Raw genomic sequence first — 17598 nt, 5'->3', positions numbered from 1 at the left:
GATGCCCGTGATTGCATTGCAGGGAATCCGCGGCGGCGTGGGCACCACCTCGATAGCCGCTGCACTGGGGTGGGCCTTCCAGCGGCTGGGTGAATCCGCGCTGGTGATTGATTTTTCGCCGGACAACTTGCTGCGCATTAATTTTAATATGCCGTTTGAGCAGCGCCGTGGCTGGGCGCGGGCTGAAACCGACGGCGCACCGTGGCAAACCGGCGCGATGCAATATCTGCCCAGACTGGATTTTCTGCCGTTTGGTCGCCTGAACACGCAGGAAATCGCCACGCTCCAACAGCATTACCACCAGCACCCTGCTACCTGGCAAAAGAATTTGGCGCAGCTCAGCGCGGCGGGTCGCCATCGTTGGGTACTGATCGATGTCCCGGCGGACAATAGCCCGCTCACACGGCAGGCGTTAGCCACCGCGAACACCGTTTTTCAGGTGGTGGTGGCGGATGCCAACTGCCACTCACGCTTACATCAGCAGGTATTGCCGCGTCAGTGTCATTTTCTGGTGAATCAATTTTCCCCCCTCAGCACGCTCCAGCAGGATTTACACCAGCTCTGGCTGCACACGCTTTCACACCTGTTGCCGCTGCTGGTACACCGCGACGAAGCGTTGGCAGAATCGCTGATGCTGAAACAGCCGCTGGGTGAATGCCGCCCGGACAGCGTTGCTGCGGAAGAGATCATGACGCTGGCAAACTGGTGCCTGATTCACGTTAAGGAAAGTGGCGTATGAGCGGGATCCTGCGCCTCTTTCTCGTCCCCCCCGCCAGACAGGCGATACAGCAGCGCTACCGCGGCTATCGTCAGCAGGGCGCTTCCGCCTTTGCCGCCTTTTTCGCCACGCTGTTTGCGATACTCGGCTGGATTTTTCTGCGGTTGGAGTCTGAGGGGTGGCAACAGATTCGCGCGCAGCAAACCTACTGGTTCCCCCACATTTCGCCTCAACGCCCACGTCCGGCCGATATGCTTCGCTACCTGACGCAGGGTCTGTGGCTGTTGATCATCAAAAACGGCCAGTTGCCGACATCACGCCGCAATGTCTTCTCCGCGCTACCGCGCTGGCGGCAACGCTACATGAACGCGCAACAAGCGCTGTTCGACCGCTTTAGCCACGCGAATACGGACGATCGCGAAGACAGTGATTCAGCTTCCGCCAAAACGAACAGCATACAAACGCTGGTGACGGTGATACTGAGCCTGCTGTGCGCGGCGTTGGCACTACTGTGCATCACGCAGCCGTTTGATTTGCTGTCACAGTTTATCTTCATGACGCTGCTGTGGGGCATCGCCATGCTCGTGCGTAACATGCCGGGACATATGCCAACGCTCATGATGATCGCCCTTTCTTTCACCGTCTCCTGCCGTTACCTGTGGTGGCGCTACACCGAAACGCTGAACTGGGACGATCCGCTGAGCCTGATCTGCGGCATGCTACTGCTGGCGGCAGAAACCTATGCCTGGGTTGTGTTGGTTCTGGGCTATTTCCAGACGATCTGGCCGCTGAACCGCCACCCGATTTCACTGCCGGAAGACAGCAAAACGTGGCCGACCGTCGATCTGATGATCCCGACCTATAATGAGCCGCTGAGCGTTGTGAAACCGACGGTGTATGCCGCGCTGGGTATCGACTGGCCGAAGGATAAGCTCAATATCTATATTCTGGATGACGGCGGCCGAGATGAATTTAGAGCCTTCGCCAGAGAAGTCGGCGTCCATTACATCGCCCGCGTCACGCACGAACATGCCAAAGCCGGGAATATCAACAACGCGCTGAAGCAGGCAACAGGCGAATTCGTCGCCATTTTCGACTGCGACCACGTCCCAACCCGCTCCTTCCTGCAATTAACCATGGGCTGGTTTTTCAAAGACAAAAAGCTGGCGATGCTGCAAACGCCGCACCATTTCTTCTCACCCGACCCGTTCGAACGCAATTTGGGCCGCTTCCGCCGTACCCCCAATGAAGGCACGCTGTTCTACGGTCTGGTGCAGGACGGTAACGACATGTGGGATGCCACGTTCTTCTGCGGCTCCTGCGCCATCCTGCGGCGTAAACCGCTGGACGAGATTGGCGGTATCGCGGTCGAAACGGTCACGGAGGATGCGCACACCTCGCTGCGCCTGCATCGTCGTGGATACAGCTCGGCCTATATTCGAATTCCACAGGCCGCCGGGCTGGCGACCGAGAGCCTCTCCGCTCACATCGGCCAACGCATTCGCTGGGCGCGCGGCATGGTACAAATCTTCCGGTTGGACAATCCCCTGCTTGGCAAAGGGCTGAAGCTGGGGCAACGGCTATGTTATGCCAACGCCATGATGCACTTTCTGTCCGGTATTCCCCGGCTAATCTTTCTGACTGCGCCGCTGGCGTTTCTGTTGCTGCACGCCTATATCATTTTCGCCCCGGCGCTAGCGATCGCGCTCTATGTGCTGCCGCATATGGTGCATGCCAGCCTGACCAACTCACGCGTTCAGGGGCGCTACCGCCACTCGTTCTGGAGTGAGATCTATGAAACCGTGCTGGCGTGGTACATCGCCCGCCCGACTACCGTGGCGCTGTTTAACCCACACAAAGGGAAATTCAACGTGACGGCCAAAGGTGGGCTGGTTGAAGAACAGCATGTCGATTGGGTGATCACGCGGCCTTATCTGGTGCTGGTGCTGCTAAATATCGCCGGCGTGGTGTACGGCATCTGGCGTCTGATTTACGGGCCGCCGGAAGAGATCATGACAGTGCTCATCAGTCTGATCTGGGTCGCCTACAACATGACCATTTTAGGGGGAGCCGTCGCGGTTGCGGTAGAAGCCAAACAGGTTCGTCAGGCACACCGAGTGGAGATGTCGATGTCCGCCGCGCTCCTTCGTGCTGATGGCCATCTTTTCCCCTGCGTCCTGCGCGACTATTCCGATGGCGGCGTCGGCGTTGAAGCCCGTGAATCAGGCATTCTTCAGGTCGGGGATAACGTCTCGCTGTTGCTAAAACGCGGCCAGCAGGAATACGCCTTCCCTTTCAGCGTCACCCGCGCGTTCGATAACAAGATTGGCCTGCGCATGGTCAACCCAACCATTCGCCAGCATATTGATTTCATTCAATGTACGTTTGCCCGCGCCGACACCTGGGCGCTCTGGCAAGACAGCTTCCCGCAGGATAAACCGGTCGAAAGTCTGGTTGATGTGCTGGCTCTCGGCTTTCGCGGCTACCTGCGTCTGGCCGATTACGCGCCGCCCGTCATACGCAACATTATTCTGGCCTTCCTCAACATTGTGGTCTGGGTTGTGTCATTCATCCCGCGCTATGTAGGAAAACGCACCGTCACAGATCAGCCGGGCGCGGCACTGCCAGAAAAAACCGTCCATCAGGGCAAGACGCCATTTGCCCATGAAACGCGATTTGCACAAGAGAACCTGTTTACAGAAAAGACAGTGGCTTGATTGCCATTCACAGGCCGTGATCAACGGTCTTTCTTCCGACAACGAGAAAGACCCTTAACATTGATGATGACACGATGACGAAAAAAATAATCTGGTTCACCGCATTGGCTTTAGGCGTCAGCTCATTATCTCAGGCTGTCACCGCGCCACACGAATCGACTCCGGCAACAGGGGACTCCACCCAGTCGCCTACCACCACAACGCCAGCGACGGCCATGCCTGCGGTTCCTCTGGCGCAGCCGTCGACCCATACCGACGTGCGCAACGTGATGCTGCCTTTTGCGCAAATCGCACCAGCGCCAGGCACCTTTGCGCTGCGCGGTATCGATCCCAACGGGCAGATTGAGTTCGGCGTTCGTAGCGACGAGGTGGTCACACAGGCTTCTCTCGATCTTGAATTTACTTCGTCACCGGCGCTGATCCCCACCGAGTCACATATCAAGGTTTATCTGAACAATGAGCTAATGGGCGTTACGCCACTTGGTAAAGAGCAGATGGGGAAATCCAACCGCGTCCGTATTCCTATCGATCCGCGCTATATCACGGACTTTAACCGCCTACAGCTGGTGTTCGTCGGCCATTATCAGAACATTTGTGAAAACCCGGCCAGTACCAGCCTGTGGCTGGATGTCAGTAAAGCCAGCACGCTCAACCTGCAATTCCAGAAGCTGACGTTGAAAGACGATCTGTCGCCGTTCCCTGCGCCATTCTTTGACAGCCGCGATACCCGCCCGCTCACGCTGCCTATCGTCTTTGCTGGCCAGCCGGATCTGGTGCAACAGCGTGCCGCCGCGGTACTCGCCTCGTGGTTTGGCAGCAAAGCACAATGGCGCGGTCAGTCTTTCCCTGCCCTCTTCAACCAACTGCCGAATAGTCACGGTATTGTGTTCGCTACCAACGAGAAGCGGCCGGATTTCCTGCGCGATACGCCTGCCGTGAAGGGGCCAACGGTGTCTATCATCAGCCATCCCAACGATCCGCACATCAAGCTGCTATTGGTTCAGGGGCGTGATGACAATGAACTGCTCACCGCCGTGCAGGGCATCGCTCAGGGGAACACACTGTTCCGTGGGCAAAGCGTCACCATCAATAAGGTCGAACAGCTTGCCCCACGCCAGCCGCATGATGCGCCCAACTGGGTTCGCACCGACCGTCCGATGACCTTCGCCGAGCTTCAGCAATATAACGAACAACTGCAAACCGACGGTATCGTGCCCCGGCCGATTTCGCTGACCATGAACCTGCCGCCCGATCTGTTCCTGATCCACAGTCAGGGCATCGATATGCGCCTGAAATACCGCTACACTGCCCCGCAAGTTCAGGATGGTTCACGTCTGAGCATCAACCTGAACAACCAGTTTGTACAAGCCTTCTCGCTGGCGCCGGAGCACAATCAGAACTCTTTATTAATGCGCTTGCCGCTAACGCAGGGGCTATGGGATTCCGACAAGAGCCTGTCCATTCCGGCATTGAAACTGGGCACAACCAACCAGTTACGCTTTGATTTCAACTACACCACGCTGCTCTCCAGCGGCACCGCTGACCGCTGTGAAACCTATACGCCGGTCGTGAATCACGCCGTTATCGACAGCAACTCGACGATTAACTTCTCTGGCTACCGCCACTTTATGGCGATGCCGGATCTGCGTGCCTTTGCCAATGCCGGCTACCCGTTCAGCCGATTGGCTGACCTGTCACAAACGCTGGTACTGGTGAACAAGCAGCCACAGCCGGCTCAGGTCAGCGCGATGCTGAATGCCATCGGTAATATTGGGGCGCAAACCGGCTACCCGGCGTTAGCGGTACAGCTCAGCGATGACTGGACGCAAATCGACAAGCAGGACAGCGATATTCTGATGATCGGCGCTATCCCGCCAGCGCTGCATGATGACAGCAAAATCAACCTGCTGGTCGAGCAAACGCAAAGCTGGATTAAGCAGCCAACGCGTCAGACCGCAGTCCTGGATACGGGGTCGCCAGCCTCTGACGCGAAGCCAGACAGCAAAACCACCGTCAGCGGTGACGGGCCGATGTCGGCGATTATCGGCTTCCAGTCTCCGTATCACGACCAGCGTAGCGTTGTCGCGCTGCTGGCCGATAGCCCACAGGGCTATACGCTACTCAATAACGCGCTGATCGACAGCGAAAAAAGAGCCTCGCTGTTCGGCTCTGTTTCCGTCATCCGCGAATCGGGCATCAATAATCTCCGCGTCGGGGACATTTATTACGTCGGTCACCTGCCGTGGTGGGAACGTATCTGGCACGCCCTGGCGCAACATCCCGTCTGGCTGGCCATCATATCGACCCTTACTGTCATTATTGTTGCCTGGCTGCTGTGGCGTGGCCTGAAATTCTTCAGTCGCCGTCGCCTGTCGCCGGATGAAAGGGATTAACGCACCATGCCACGCGTGCTGCGCTACCTGATCCCCACGCTGCTGTGGCTATGGACTTCCCTGGCCACCGCCGCTGTCTGCGACTGGCCAGCCTGGGAGCAGTACAAGCAGAATTACATCAGCGCGGAAGGACGGGTGATTGATACCTCCACACCCAACAAAATCACCACGTCCGAAGGGCAAAGCTACGCCATGTTCTTTGCGCTGGTCGCCAACGATCGCATGATGTTTGATCGGCTGTTGCAATGGACGGAAAACAACCTGTCCGCAGGTGATTTGAGCGCACATCTGCCCGCCTGGCTGTGGGGAGAGAGCAAGGATAAACAGTGGACAGTGCTGGATCCAAACTCGGCTTCCGATGCCGACCTGTGGATTGCCTATAGCCTGCTTGAAGCCGGCCGACTGTGGAAAGAAGCACGCTATCAGACCGTAGGTACTGCGCTGCTCGCCCGTATCGCCAAGGAAGAAGTCGTGCATATTCCGGGACTGGGCGTGATGTTGCTGCCTGGCAAAGTGGGTTTCGCAGAGAAAGAGCACTGGCGCTTAAACCCCAGCTACCTTCCGCCACAGCTGCTGGCTCGATTTGCTCAGTTGGGTGAGACGTGGAAAGCGATGCAGCGCACCACGCAACGCCTGCTGCTGGAAACCGCGCCGAAAGGATTCTCGCCGGATTGGGTCATCTGGCAAAAAGATAAGGGGTGGCAGCCCGATACCACTAAACCCAACGTCGGCAGCTACGACGCCATCCGCGTTTATCTGTGGGCAGGGATGATGGCCGACAGCAGTAGAGGGAAAACCGAACTGGTCAAACAGTTCCAGCCGATGATTCAGCAGACTATCCAGCAAGGTCTGCCGCCCGAAAAAACGGATACCGCGACAGGTGCCGTTACCGGACAGGGATCGGTAGGCTTTTCCGCCTCGCTGCTGCCGATGCTCTCTCGTCAACCAGACGCGCTAGCTGCCCAGCGACAGCGGCTCGCCGACAATCCACCGGGGGACGATGCGTATTTCTCCGCCTCTCTGACGCTCTTTGGTCAGGGATGGGATCAGAAGCGCTATCGTTTCACTTCACAAGGCCAACTTTTACCGTCTCGGGGCAGCCAATGCACAACAACACCGTAAACTGGCTGCGCATCTTCCCGTTATTGCTGGTTGCTGCGCCGCAGGCATACAGCGCGGAAACCGCGTCGCCAGAGCAATTTCTGATGGAACAGGTGCGTCTGGGGGAAGCCAGCAACAAAGACGATCTCGTGCGCCAGTCACTTTATCGGCTGGAGCTGATCGACCCGGATAGTCCCGACGTTATCGCCGCCAAACTGCGGCTGGCGCTGCGTCAAGGCGATCAGACACAGGCACGCCAGCAGTTGGACAAGCTGAAGGCCGTGGCTCCCGATTCTGCCGTTTATCGACAGGCAGAGATGACGCTGGCACTGACACAGGAAACCGCACGTCAACAGTTACAGCAGGCGCGGTTGCTGTCTACCGCCGGGCGCTATACGGAAGCCAAAGCGCAGTACGACGCGCTCTTTCACGGCGAGCCACCCACACTCGATCTCGCTGTGGAGTATTGGCGGCTGGTTTCTCGTTTACCGAATCAGGAACCGTTCGCGATCAAACAGTTGGAAGCGCTGGATCAGGTTTACCCTGACAACGTTCCGCTGCGTATGGTGTTATCACGCCTGCTCTTCAGCCAGGATCGCAACGAACAGGCCTATCCGTTGCTAAAACAGCTATCTACCGACCCCGTCGGACGCAGCCAGGCGGCGTCGCTATGGCTGGAAATTATTGGCCGGATGCCGGTCACACCGCAGAGCGTGGCGGAGCTCAACCGCTTCCTGACAGTATTTAATGACGGTGAACAGGCGGAAACCGCGCGCAAAGAGCTCAACCGCCAGCAGGGAATGTTGGCCGACCCTACGTATCAGGCCCGTCTCCGCAGTCTGGCGGTGGTGGAAAGCGGCGGGGGCAACCGCGCCACGCTCGGTGAACTCAATCAAGCGTTGGCCGCCACACCCAACGACCCTGAGCTGATCGGCGCGGTGGGTCTGGTTTACCTGCGCGCGGGCGATCGGGCAAAAGCGCTGGCACAGTTCCAGAAGGCATTGCAGGCGGATGTTAATCACCTGAACAGCGGCAAATGGGAAGGGCTGATTCAAAGCACGCAATATTGGACCACCATTGCGGAAGGCGATAACGCGCTAAAAGCCAATAATTTACCGCTGGCACGGCAAAAATATCAGCAGGCACGCCAGATGGATAACACCAATCCCTATGCGCTGATTGGTCTGGGCGATGTCGCCGTTGCCAGCCAAAACGATGCCGTCGCCCTACCGCTCTATCAGCAGGCGTTACGCCTTGAACCCGGCAACGACAGCGCCTTACGCGGTCTGGTTGGTATTTATCAACGCCAGTCACCGGAGAAAGCGCTCACTTACCTCAACAGCCTGCCGCGCAGCCAGCAGAATGCAATGCGGGAAACGCTTGCCGCACTACAACTCGAGATCCTGAAACAGCAGGCAGACCGACTGGCAGAGCAGCAGCAGTGGGCGCAGGCTGAGGAGAAGTATCGTCAGGCGAACCAGCAGGATCCAAACGATGTGTGGCTGGCCTATCACTATGCCCAGACGCTACGCCAGTTGGGGAAAATGCAGCAAGCGGACAGCGTGGTGCAGCGCGCGACGGCCGTGCCACCGGCCAGCGCGGAGAAGAACTACGTTTACTCGCTTTACCTGTCATCCACCAATCGCGACGAGCAAGCGCTCGCTCACCTGAACACGCTGCCCGCCGCACAGTGGAGCGACGACATGCGTGATTTATCCCGGCGCCTGGCAATGCAGACCACGTTGGCAAAAGCGGAAGCGATGCGCGATGCAGGTAACGAACCCGCCGCCATTGCTTTCCTGCGCCAGCAACCATCTGACACCCGTATCGATCTATTGCTGGCAGACTGGGCGCTGGCACGGGGTGAATATGCGACGGCGCTGGCGGATTATCAACGCATCCGCACACGAGAACCACAGAACCCCGATGCACAGCTGGGTGAGATCGATGCGTTTATCGCGCAGGGTCGGCAAGATGAGGCGCGCCAGCATCTGAACCAGCTCCCCACGCAGGCCGCGGACACTCTCAATGCACAGCGGCGCGTCGCCAACGCCTGGCAAGCGGTAGGCAATCCGCAAAAATCGACGGCGCTTTTCCGCCAGCTAAAAATCGATGCGCAGAAAGAGCCCGTCGGTCAGACCAAGGCTCTAGTCTATCGCGATGCGGCACGCGTTGAGCAGCAACAGTCTCAGCCTGAACAGGCACAGCAGGACTATAAGCAGGCGATGGTCGCCAGCGGCATCACACCGACGCTGCCGCAAACCGACGATGACTATACCCGGCTGACGCGCAATCATGCAGGAGACGACTGGCTGCAACGTGGCATCCGCGCCGATGCGGCAGACCTGTATCGTCAGCAGGATATTACCGTCACCCTTGACCACGATTACTGGCGTTCGAGCGGCACCGGCGGGATTTCCGATCTGAGCGCCCACGACACCATGTTGCAGATAGACATGCCGCTGTACGACGGTCGCGCCTTCTTCCGCACCGATACCGTACAGATGTACGCTGGCTCCTTCTCTACGGACAGCAACGGTGCCTATCGGGAAACTTTCGGCACCTGTGCCACGCAGGACTGTTTCGACGGTAAATCACAGAAAGCCACCGGCACCAGCGTTGCCGCAGGCTGGAAGAATGATCGCTGGTCGGCAGATATCGGCACCACGCCGCTCGGCTTCGACGTGGTCGATATTGTCGGGGGCGCAAGCTACAGCGGTGACTGGCGGCAAATCGGCTGGACTGCGACGGCCTCGCGCCGTCCCATCTCAAGCTCGTTGCTGGCATTCGGCGGCACTAAAGACCCTGGCACCGGCATTACCTGGGGTGGCGTGCGCGCCACAGGCGTCAGCCTTGGGTTGAGCTACGACAGGGGCGAAGCGCACGGTGTCTGGAGTGATTTCAGCGTCCACCAAATCACCGGTAAAAACGTGGCCGATAATGACCGCGCCCGCGCTATGGCAGGGTATTACTACAAGCTGATTAACGAGGATAACCGCCGCGTCACGGTCGGCCTGAACAGCATGTGGTGGCGCTACCAGAAAGATCTCAGCGGTTACTCGCTCGGTCAGGGCGGTTACTACAGCCCGCAGCAATATTTCTCGCTGGGTGTGCCGGTGAACTATCGGCAGCGGACGGAAAACTGGTCGTGGGAGCTCGGTGGATCGCTGTCGTGGTCCCATTCGTCAACGAAAAACCAGCGTCGCTACCCACTGGTTGGCCTGCTGGGTAACGCCGCGCTCACCGACAGAGACAACATTGCACAAGGCAGCAGCAGTTCCGGCTTCGGCTATACGGCACGTGCCGTCGTCGAACGCCGCCTCAGCTCACACTGGACGCTGGGTGTCGGTATCGACATTCAACAGGCGAAGGACTACACCCCAAGCCACGGCCTCCTCTACCTGCGCTACTCCGCTTCCGGCTGGCAAGGCGATCTCGACAGCCCGCCACCGCCGCTCACGCCGTACGCGGACTTTAAGTAATCCGCATCAGGCGAGGTTGAGAGCCTCGCCTTTGCGCCACTGACGAGGGCTGATGCCAAACCAGCGACGGAATGCCCGGGAAAAGGCGCTCACCTCGGAATAACCAAGCAACAGCGCCATTTCCGAAATCGGCAGTTGCTTCTGTTGAAGATAGTGCGTCGCCATTTCACAGCGCAGCTTATCAACCAGCAATGAGAAACTGAGCCCTTCTTCACGTAAACGACGCTGAAGGGACCAACTGGATAACCCGACCTTTTCCGCCACGTCTTCCAGCGTCGGCTCTTTCTGCATCAATAACAGATGCACCTGCGTGCGCACCTGATCGACAATGCTTTGCTGTGGTGACGCTTCATTCAGGCGGCGAATGGCATCCTGCATCACCAGCAGCAACGTCATATCGCGATCCGGCATGGTACGAATCAGCTGATGTTTGGGGATCAGCAGGGAATTGTAGGGTTGATCGAAGTAAACCGGCGCATCGAACACCTTGCAGTGCTCATGCCACATTTCAGGACGAGGATGCTCAAAATGCACCTCGCGTGGCGCCCAATGCCGACCCAGAACATGGCGGATCAGGTTGAGAAACATGCCGAGCGTCAGTTCAGCATCCTGACGGCGGTGTAAAATGGCGCCGTGCCGCACCTGATAATCCAGCCGCCAGCAGTCTCCTTTATCCACCATGCGCGTCAACGTATCGTGTTGATGGCAGGGAAATGCCTTCACCACGTTGTGCAACGCCTGCTCCAATGTGTCGGAACATAAGCCGATATAGCCGATCAGGCCTAATGACTGCGGTTTAAACTGCTTGCCGTAGTGTAAACCGAAATTATCAACACCCGAATTACGCGCCGCTTCCTCCATCACCCGGCAATAGTTCACCAGTCCCAGACTGAGTGTCGGGCTGGCAAGTTGTTCTGGATCGACGCCGCTAATGCCAAAGATACGATCGGCATCGCCGCCGTTATCATGAATAAAGTCGCCAAGCCCGGTCGCGGCCGCCGCCAAAACACCTCGGTGGCAGCAGAATGCCGCGTTCAGTGCCGAAGAGTACGTCACATTTTCCATTTTCTTTCACCTCGCCGTATCACTCTGCCCGCCAACGGGTCATGAAACGATCAGCAAGTTTCGTACCAGTCCTCACTCACATGAAATCAATGGGTTATAAACCGTGCATTCAATGAGCGGGCATTACCATAGCGCAGGCTGCCCGCCCGTGGTGCATTCAGGCCACGCCAATCGGCAGATCGCTGGTTTCCAGATAGCGACGACACAGGCGCACACTGTGTTTTGCCCAGTCAGCACCGAGACTTTGCGCCATCTCCGTTTCTGCATGCGACCCCACCCATGCGGTGAGCTGGACACGCCGTTGTATCAGCAGCGTCGGCAGCAGCGCCAGCTCCTCATCACTGACGTGCGCGACACGTTCGTAGCCACACAGCCAGTTTTCAACCCACTCTGCCGCACGCGGATGGTGCTCCACAAAGCTAATCGCCGCAGCCAGATCGTGCAGATACCACCCCATGCCGCAATCATCAAAATCGATCACGCGCGTTTCACCACGATGCAAAAGTAGATTGGTCAGGCGCAGGTCGGCGTGAATCAGGCCATAGCGCTGCGGCGCTTTACCAAATGCCGCCATCTCTGCCCCATACGCTCAATCGCGTCTTCCACAATGCCGTGCTCCGCCATCGACAAATTCGGCGCGTCACGCCAGTTCCCCCAGTGGCTCTGCGCACTGACCATCGTGTGATGATCCCAGACAATACGCCGGAAACCGTCGGGCTTTTGCCACTGACGGCTGTGCTGGTGCAACCGGCCGGTGATTTCGCCCAGTTGCCGGAACGCACGTGGATCGACGCTGGTGGTCGGCATATCGCCGTCAATCCAGTGAAACAACACGGCGTAGCGGCAGGAGCCGTCAGGGAGAGCCAGCGACTGTACACGTTCCCCCACCGCATCACGCACGGCTTCCGGTACCACAATCCCCGTATCACGCAACGCGTCCAGCCACTGTAACTCGCTTTCAATTTCCGCTTTCTGATGGTAATGGCTGCGATGTAGCCGCAGTGCATAACGCTTACCGGCCGACGAAACAAGAAACGTCGCATTTTCCGAACGACATAGCAGCCGCAGTTCCCCTTGCAGCGCCGCCGGATAGCAGGCCAGCGCCCGGTGCGCCAGCGCGGTAATTTCTGCATTACTTAAGGTGTCATATTGTTTAGCACTCATGGTTCCCACTCCGACGCGAGTCAACGAGCGTTCAGCATGGCGTGTGTCGTGCAGAGAAACTTGACGCCCCACAACCCCGGTTTGACTCCAGAAGGCGCAAGGACGATACCAACCGTAAAAGTTGACTTCAGCGCGCAGCATTCGATACGCCAGCGTCAAGTTTTCTACCAACAAGCGTGGGCATTATCGCTACACAAGCCAACAGGGGTTGCCGTACTGGCCCCGAATAACCATGAGCAGACTGACGGGGATAATGTGATGACGAGCAAATTAAAGCCCACGCTGGGCACCCTGCATTTGTGGGGTATCGCGGTAGGACTGGTAATTTCTGGTGAATATTTTGGCTGGAGCTACGGCTGGGGCGTCGCGGGCACGTTAGGGTTTTTGGTCACAACGCTGTTCATCGCCGCCATGTACACCTGCTTTATTTTTAGCTTTACCGAACTCACTACGGCGATCCCCCATGCTGGCGGCCCCTTTGCCTATAGCCGACTCGCGTTCGGCGATCTGGGCGGCCTGATTGCCGGTATGGCCACGCTGATTGAATTTGTTTTCGCACCGCCTGCCATTTCGATGGCGATTGGCGCCTACCTGAACGTGCAATATCCCGAGCTGAATCCCAAAGTTGCGGCCGTTGGCGCATACCTTATCTTCATGAGCCTGAACATTCTCGGCGTGAAGCTGGCGGCGATGTTTGAGCTGGTGGTCACGCTGCTGGCCGTCATGGAACTGCTGGTGTTTATGGGCGTAGTCGCACCGGGCTTCAGCCTGAGTAATTTCGTGGCGCACGGTTGGGCGGGACAACATGAATTTTCACCCGCAGCCATTTCCGGTATGTTTGCGGCGATACCGTTCGCCATCTGGTTTTTCCTCGCTATCGAAGGCGCGGCAATGGCTGCCGAAGAAGCGAAAGATCCCAAACGCACGATTCCGCGCGCCTACGTCAGCGGCATCCTGACGCTCGTGGTTTTAGCCATTGGCGTGATGCTGATGGCGGGCGGCGTAGGTGACTGGCGCCAGCTCTCCGACCTCAACGATCCCTTGCCACAGGCCATGAAGATCATCGTCGGGGAAAACTCCAACTGGATGCACATGCTAGTGTGGATTGGCCTGTTCGGCCTCATCGCCAGCTTCCACGGCATTATTCTGGGCTACTCCCGTCAGTTTTTCGCACTGGCGCGCGCAGGTTATCTTCCGCCGGGACTTGCCAAACTGTCCCGCTTCCACACGCCACACCGTGCGATTCTGGCTGGCGGCGCGATCGGGATTGCCGCCATCTTTTGCGATGGCATTAATCTCCAGGGCATGAACCTGACCGCAGCGATGATTACCATGGCGGTTTTTGGTGCCATCGTCATGTACATCATGAGCATGCTAAGCCTGTTTCGCCTGCGCCGCAGCGCACCCAATATGGCACGCAGCTATCGCGCGCCCGGTTACCCCATCGTCCCCGCATTCGCACTCGTCTGCGCCATCATCTGCCTGATTGCGATGCTCTGGTTCAATCCGGTGATCGGTGGGCTGTTCTGTACCTTTATGTTGCTCGGTTACCTCTATTTCCTGACCACCAAAGCACGACGGGAACATCTGCTTGAACCACTTGTCGCCGATGCCAACTAACACTGCGGCGCACATTTTATAACGGGAGAGATTATGGCAACACGTTCAACCATCATGGATACCAACAGTTTCCGCGCCGAGCATGCTGACGCGCTGAGCGCGGATATCCGTACGCTGACCGACAAGCGCAGCCGGGTACTAGGCGAGTCTTATCGTCTGTTTTATCGCAAACCGGTTCATCTGGTGCGTGGCGAAGGGCAATACCTGTGGGATGCCGACGGCAAGAAATACCTCGACGTCTATAACAACGTCGCCAGCATCGGGCACTGCCACCCGGCAGTCATCGATGCCGTTCATCAACAAATGACGCAGTTGAACACCCATACTCGCTATTTGCATGAACGTATTCTGGACTATTCAGAGCAGCTCCTCGCCACCGCACCCGCGGCCATCAACCGTGCCATGTATATGTGCACAGGTTCGGAAGCCAACGATCTGGCGATCCGCGTCGCGCGGGCCTGGAGCGGCGGCACAGGGGTTATCGTGACGCGTGAGGCCTACCATGGCACCAGCGATCTGACCTCCGGTGCCTCACCCGCATTAGGCAGCGGCCAACCGCTGGCGGCGACCACCCGACTGGTGCCACCACCAGATGCCTATCGGGTCAATACGCCCGATCTGGGCGTATGGTTTGCCAATGAAATCCAGAAACAGATCGATGATATGGCAGCGCACGGCATCAAATTTGCCGCGTTCCTTGCGGACTCCATCTTCTCTTCCGATGGCGTACACCCCAATCCGCGCGGCTTTTTGCGTCCTGTGGTTGATGTGGTGCACCGTAATGGCGGTATTTTCATCGCGGATGAAGTTCAGCCCGGCTTCGCGCGCACTGGCGATGCTTTCTGGGGTTTCGCACGGCATGATGTCGTGCCGGATATCATCACCACCGGAAAACCGATGGGCAACGGCATCCCGGTTTCCGGGCTGCTGGCAAAAAGCGACGTGCTCGCCGCTTTCAGCGACCAGATCCCCTACTTCAACACGTTCGGCGGAAATCCAGTGGCCATGGCCGCGGCACAGGCGGTGCTGAAAGTAATTCACGATGAGCAACTTCAGGAACACAGTCGCGTCGTGGGCGCGCAGTTACTGGCGGAACTGACCACCCTGCAAGACAAATACGCTTGTGTAGGCAACGTGCGCGGCGCGGGGTTATTTATCGGGTTTGAACTGGTGAGCGACAGAGAGAACAAAACACCGGATAAAACGCTGGCGCTGAATCTGACAGAAGCACTACGCGACCGTGGTGTACTGACATCAGTCGCTGGCCCTTATGGCAACGTACTTAAACTGCGTCCACCATTGGCGTTCCAAACTCAGGACATTGACTGGCTGGTCGGCGCGCTGGATGATTGTCTGGGGGCGCTAACCCACGTCTGATTTCGTGTTCTCCCCTTCATAGGGTTTCCATAGCAGCGGAAACCCTATGATAAATATAAAAATTATTATGTCTTACGATATTGTTATCTGCCTATTTATATAAAAATGATAATGACTCTCATTTTTATTCTCATAAATTAAATTTCTCAACGCATTCTGTCGAATTTCTATCGGGTATCGATTTTACCTAGTCACGGAATAAGGCATTTGTGTATATAAGCGCAAAATGTAAATCAACGTAAGGATCGCGTTCATTTTGTGTAAAACCCTTTCTTTTATAAGCCTTATTCTTTTGAGCCTCAGCAGCTCAACCTTTGCCGCCACTGCCATCAGCCCAACGGATCGAGATGCGCTGGAACTCCAGCAAAAAGCATTACTGGAGCAGGCCAAACAGCAGCGGTTATCGTTGGAAAACAGCACCACCTTAACGATACCCACGGTCACTGAATCAACAGTAAAAGATGCCGTCTGCTTCCCCATCCAAAACATTGTCTTTCACGATGCAAACACTCTCTCGACGAAAGATCGGACCGCTCTCCAGCAACGCTACCAAAATCGCTGCCTGGACTTAGTCACCATCCATAACGCCGTGAGGGAAACGACCAACACCTATCTCAATCACGGCTTTGTCACCAGTCAGGCCTATTTACAGGAGCAAGACCTCTCTGGAGGCACACTCATCATCAGCGTCAGCGAGGGAAAGATAGAAGCCATCCGCATGGAAGGGGAAACGCCGTTTGCAATCAAGATGGCATTCCCCGGGCTGGAAGGACGTATTCTTAATCTGCGCGATATCGAACAAGGGATGGAACAGCTTAATCGCCTACCTTCACGACAGGTGGCGATTGATATTCAGCCGGGAAAGCAAGCCGGAAGTTCGATTGTTTACCTCAAACGTACCACGCAATCCCGCCCTGTGACCGTGTCTCTCAGCACGGACAACAGCGGGCAAAAAAGCACGGGCCGCGAACAGCTTTCCACTCATTTCACGTTCGATAACCCACTGCGACTCGCTGACCGCTGGTGGCTCACCGCCAGCCGTGATAGCGCGTTCAGCCACAGCTACGGCAGCCAAGCGTTATCGGGCGGGATGTCCTTGCCTTATGGCTACTGGACACTCGGCTATCAATACGCCTGGAACGACTTTTTCCAGCCAATCCCGATTGGCAGTAGCACATATCGCTATGAAGGCCAAAGCAACACCCATCGGCTAAGCCTCAACAGAACGCTCTACCGAGATGGGAAGCAGAAGCTGGCGCTGGATAGCGCGCTCTCTCGCCGACGCACCGAGAACCGCATGGCAGGTGAACGCCTTGGAATCAGCAGCCCGACGGTCAGTAGCACCAGTATTGGACTGAGCTATAGCACCACACTGGCGGGTGGATATTTTACGCTTAACCCGATGCTAAGCCACGGCTTGAGGAGCTGGGGTGCAACGGATGACACAAAGGAAAACCGTGCCCTGCCGCGCAGCGAGTTCCGTAAATTTAGCGTCAGCAGCAGCTATTTCTATCCGCTTGCACCTTCGCTGACCTTCCTGACTTCCCTTTACGGCCAAACCACGCCGGACAACCTGTATACCAGCGAACGTGTCTCGCTCGGCGGCGAGTATTCCGTGCGGGGCTTTAAGGAACAAACGCTGACCGGCAATCGGGGTTTCTACTGGCGTAACGAAGTGAACTGGCAAGTCGCCACGCTGCCGCTCTTGGGTGATATCGCGCTCACAACGGCAGTGGATAGCGGATGGATCGCCGGGAAAACCGGCAAAGTCGACGGCGGCAATATGACCGGTGCTTCTGTCGGCCTGTCCGCGTCTTCACGTTGGGTAAGCCAATCCGTGTCGCTCGGCGTGCCGCTACATTTCCCGGACGATCTCCATCCCGATAACGCCGTTGTTTACTGGCAAGTCGCCCTCCCCATTACGGCACTTTTTGATTAAGCGTTTTATTCACAGCAAAAGG

At 57.1% G+C, this 17598-nt stretch carries 9 protein-coding genes and 1 pseudogene; 8 read left to right on the top strand and 2 right to left on the bottom strand.

Going from position 1 to position 17598, the window contains the following annotated elements; all coding sequences use genetic code 11:
• Position 1: 1 nt before the first annotated feature.
• The 5 genes from bcsQ (at position 2) to bcsC (ending at position 10411) form a co-directional block, all read left to right on the top strand.
• Positions 2-739 (top strand): cellulose biosynthesis protein BcsQ, encoded by a 738-nt coding sequence (gene bcsQ / locus NAL19_RS00365; protein WP_263058458.1) that lies wholly within the window; start codon positions 2-4, stop codon positions 737-739.
• Positions 736-3435 carry a UDP-forming cellulose synthase catalytic subunit gene (gene bcsA / locus NAL19_RS00360; RefSeq protein WP_263058457.1) on the top strand — a complete coding sequence of 900 codons (2700 nt, stop codon included), beginning with the start codon at positions 736-738 and terminating at the stop codon, positions 3433-3435. The genes bcsQ and bcsA overlap by 4 nt, the downstream gene beginning before the upstream one ends.
• 74 nt (positions 3436-3509) lie before the next feature.
• Positions 3510-5828 (top strand): cellulose biosynthesis cyclic di-GMP-binding regulatory protein BcsB, encoded by a 2319-nt coding sequence (gene bcsB / locus NAL19_RS00355; RefSeq protein ID WP_263058456.1) that lies wholly within the window; start codon positions 3510-3512, stop codon positions 5826-5828.
• 6 nt (positions 5829-5834) lie between these two features.
• Positions 5835-6950 carry a cellulose synthase complex periplasmic endoglucanase BcsZ gene (bcsZ, locus tag NAL19_RS00350; RefSeq protein WP_263058455.1) on the top strand — a complete coding sequence of 372 codons (1116 nt, stop codon included), beginning with the start codon at positions 5835-5837 and terminating at the stop codon, positions 6948-6950.
• On the top strand, positions 6932-10411 hold the full coding sequence (gene bcsC, locus NAL19_RS00345; protein ID WP_263058454.1) for a cellulose synthase complex outer membrane protein BcsC: 3480 nt from the start codon (positions 6932-6934) through the stop codon (positions 10409-10411). Before bcsZ ends, bcsC begins: the two co-directional genes overlap by 19 nt.
• Before the next feature lie 6 nt (positions 10412-10417).
• Here bcsC and NAL19_RS00340 read toward each other — a convergent pair whose 3' ends face one another.
• Both NAL19_RS00340 and NAL19_RS00335 read right to left on the bottom strand, forming a co-directional pair.
• Positions 10418-11476, bottom strand: a complete 1059-nt coding sequence (locus tag NAL19_RS00340) for an AraC family transcriptional regulator (RefSeq protein ID WP_225086420.1) — start codon at positions 11474-11476, stop codon at positions 10418-10420.
• 157 nt (positions 11477-11633) lie between these two features.
• A pseudogene (locus NAL19_RS00335) lies at positions 11634-12640 on the bottom strand (phosphotransferase enzyme family protein).
• 258 nt (positions 12641-12898) lie between these two features.
• Between NAL19_RS00335 and eat the strand changes: the two are divergent.
• The 3 genes from eat (at position 12899) to NAL19_RS00320 (ending at position 17576) form a co-directional block, all read left to right on the top strand.
• Complete coding sequence (gene eat / locus NAL19_RS00330) at positions 12899-14260, top strand: ethanolamine permease (RefSeq protein ID WP_263058453.1); 1362 nt, start codon at positions 12899-12901, stop codon at positions 14258-14260.
• Between the two features lie 33 nt (positions 14261-14293).
• A complete protein-coding gene (locus NAL19_RS00325) occupies positions 14294-15637 on the top strand; it encodes an aspartate aminotransferase family protein (RefSeq protein ID WP_263058452.1) in 1344 nt (447 codons plus the stop codon).
• A 256-nt stretch (positions 15638-15893) separates the two neighbouring features.
• On the top strand, positions 15894-17576 hold the full coding sequence (locus tag NAL19_RS00320; protein WP_263058451.1) for a ShlB/FhaC/HecB family hemolysin secretion/activation protein: 1683 nt from the start codon (positions 15894-15896) through the stop codon (positions 17574-17576).
• Positions 17577-17598: the final 22 nt, after the last annotated feature.

The organism is Pectobacterium sp. F1-1, assembly GCF_025643735.1.
In the GTDB taxonomy this organism is placed as follows: domain Bacteria; phylum Pseudomonadota; class Gammaproteobacteria; order Enterobacterales; family Enterobacteriaceae; genus Pectobacterium; species Pectobacterium colocasium.
The sequence above is the reverse complement of the archived record's forward strand: the minus strand, read 5'-3'. Positions and strand labels throughout refer to the sequence as shown.

Bases quoted from the DNA above. Each gene is read 5' to 3' on its own strand.
- eat (WP_263058453.1), top strand. From the start codon at position 12,899: ATGACGAGCAAATTAAAGCCCACGCTGGGCACCCTGCATTTGTGGGGT.
- bcsC (WP_263058454.1), top strand. From the start codon at position 6,932: ATGCACAACAACACCGTAAACTGGCTGCGCATCTTCCCGTTATTGCTG.
- bcsZ (WP_263058455.1), top strand. From the start codon at position 5,835: ATGCCACGCGTGCTGCGCTACCTGATCCCCACGCTGCTGTGGCTATGG.
- bcsA (WP_263058457.1), top strand. From the start codon at position 736: ATGAGCGGGATCCTGCGCCTCTTTCTCGTCCCCCCCGCCAGACAGGCG.
- NAL19_RS00325 (WP_263058452.1), top strand. From the start codon at position 14,294: ATGGCAACACGTTCAACCATCATGGATACCAACAGTTTCCGCGCCGAG.
- bcsQ (WP_263058458.1), top strand. From the start codon at position 2: ATGCCCGTGATTGCATTGCAGGGAATCCGCGGCGGCGTGGGCACCACC.
- NAL19_RS00340 (WP_225086420.1), bottom strand. From the start codon at position 11,476: ATGGAAAATGTGACGTACTCTTCGGCACTGAACGCGGCATTCTGCTGC.
- bcsB (WP_263058456.1), top strand. From the start codon at position 3,510: ATGACGAAAAAAATAATCTGGTTCACCGCATTGGCTTTAGGCGTCAGC.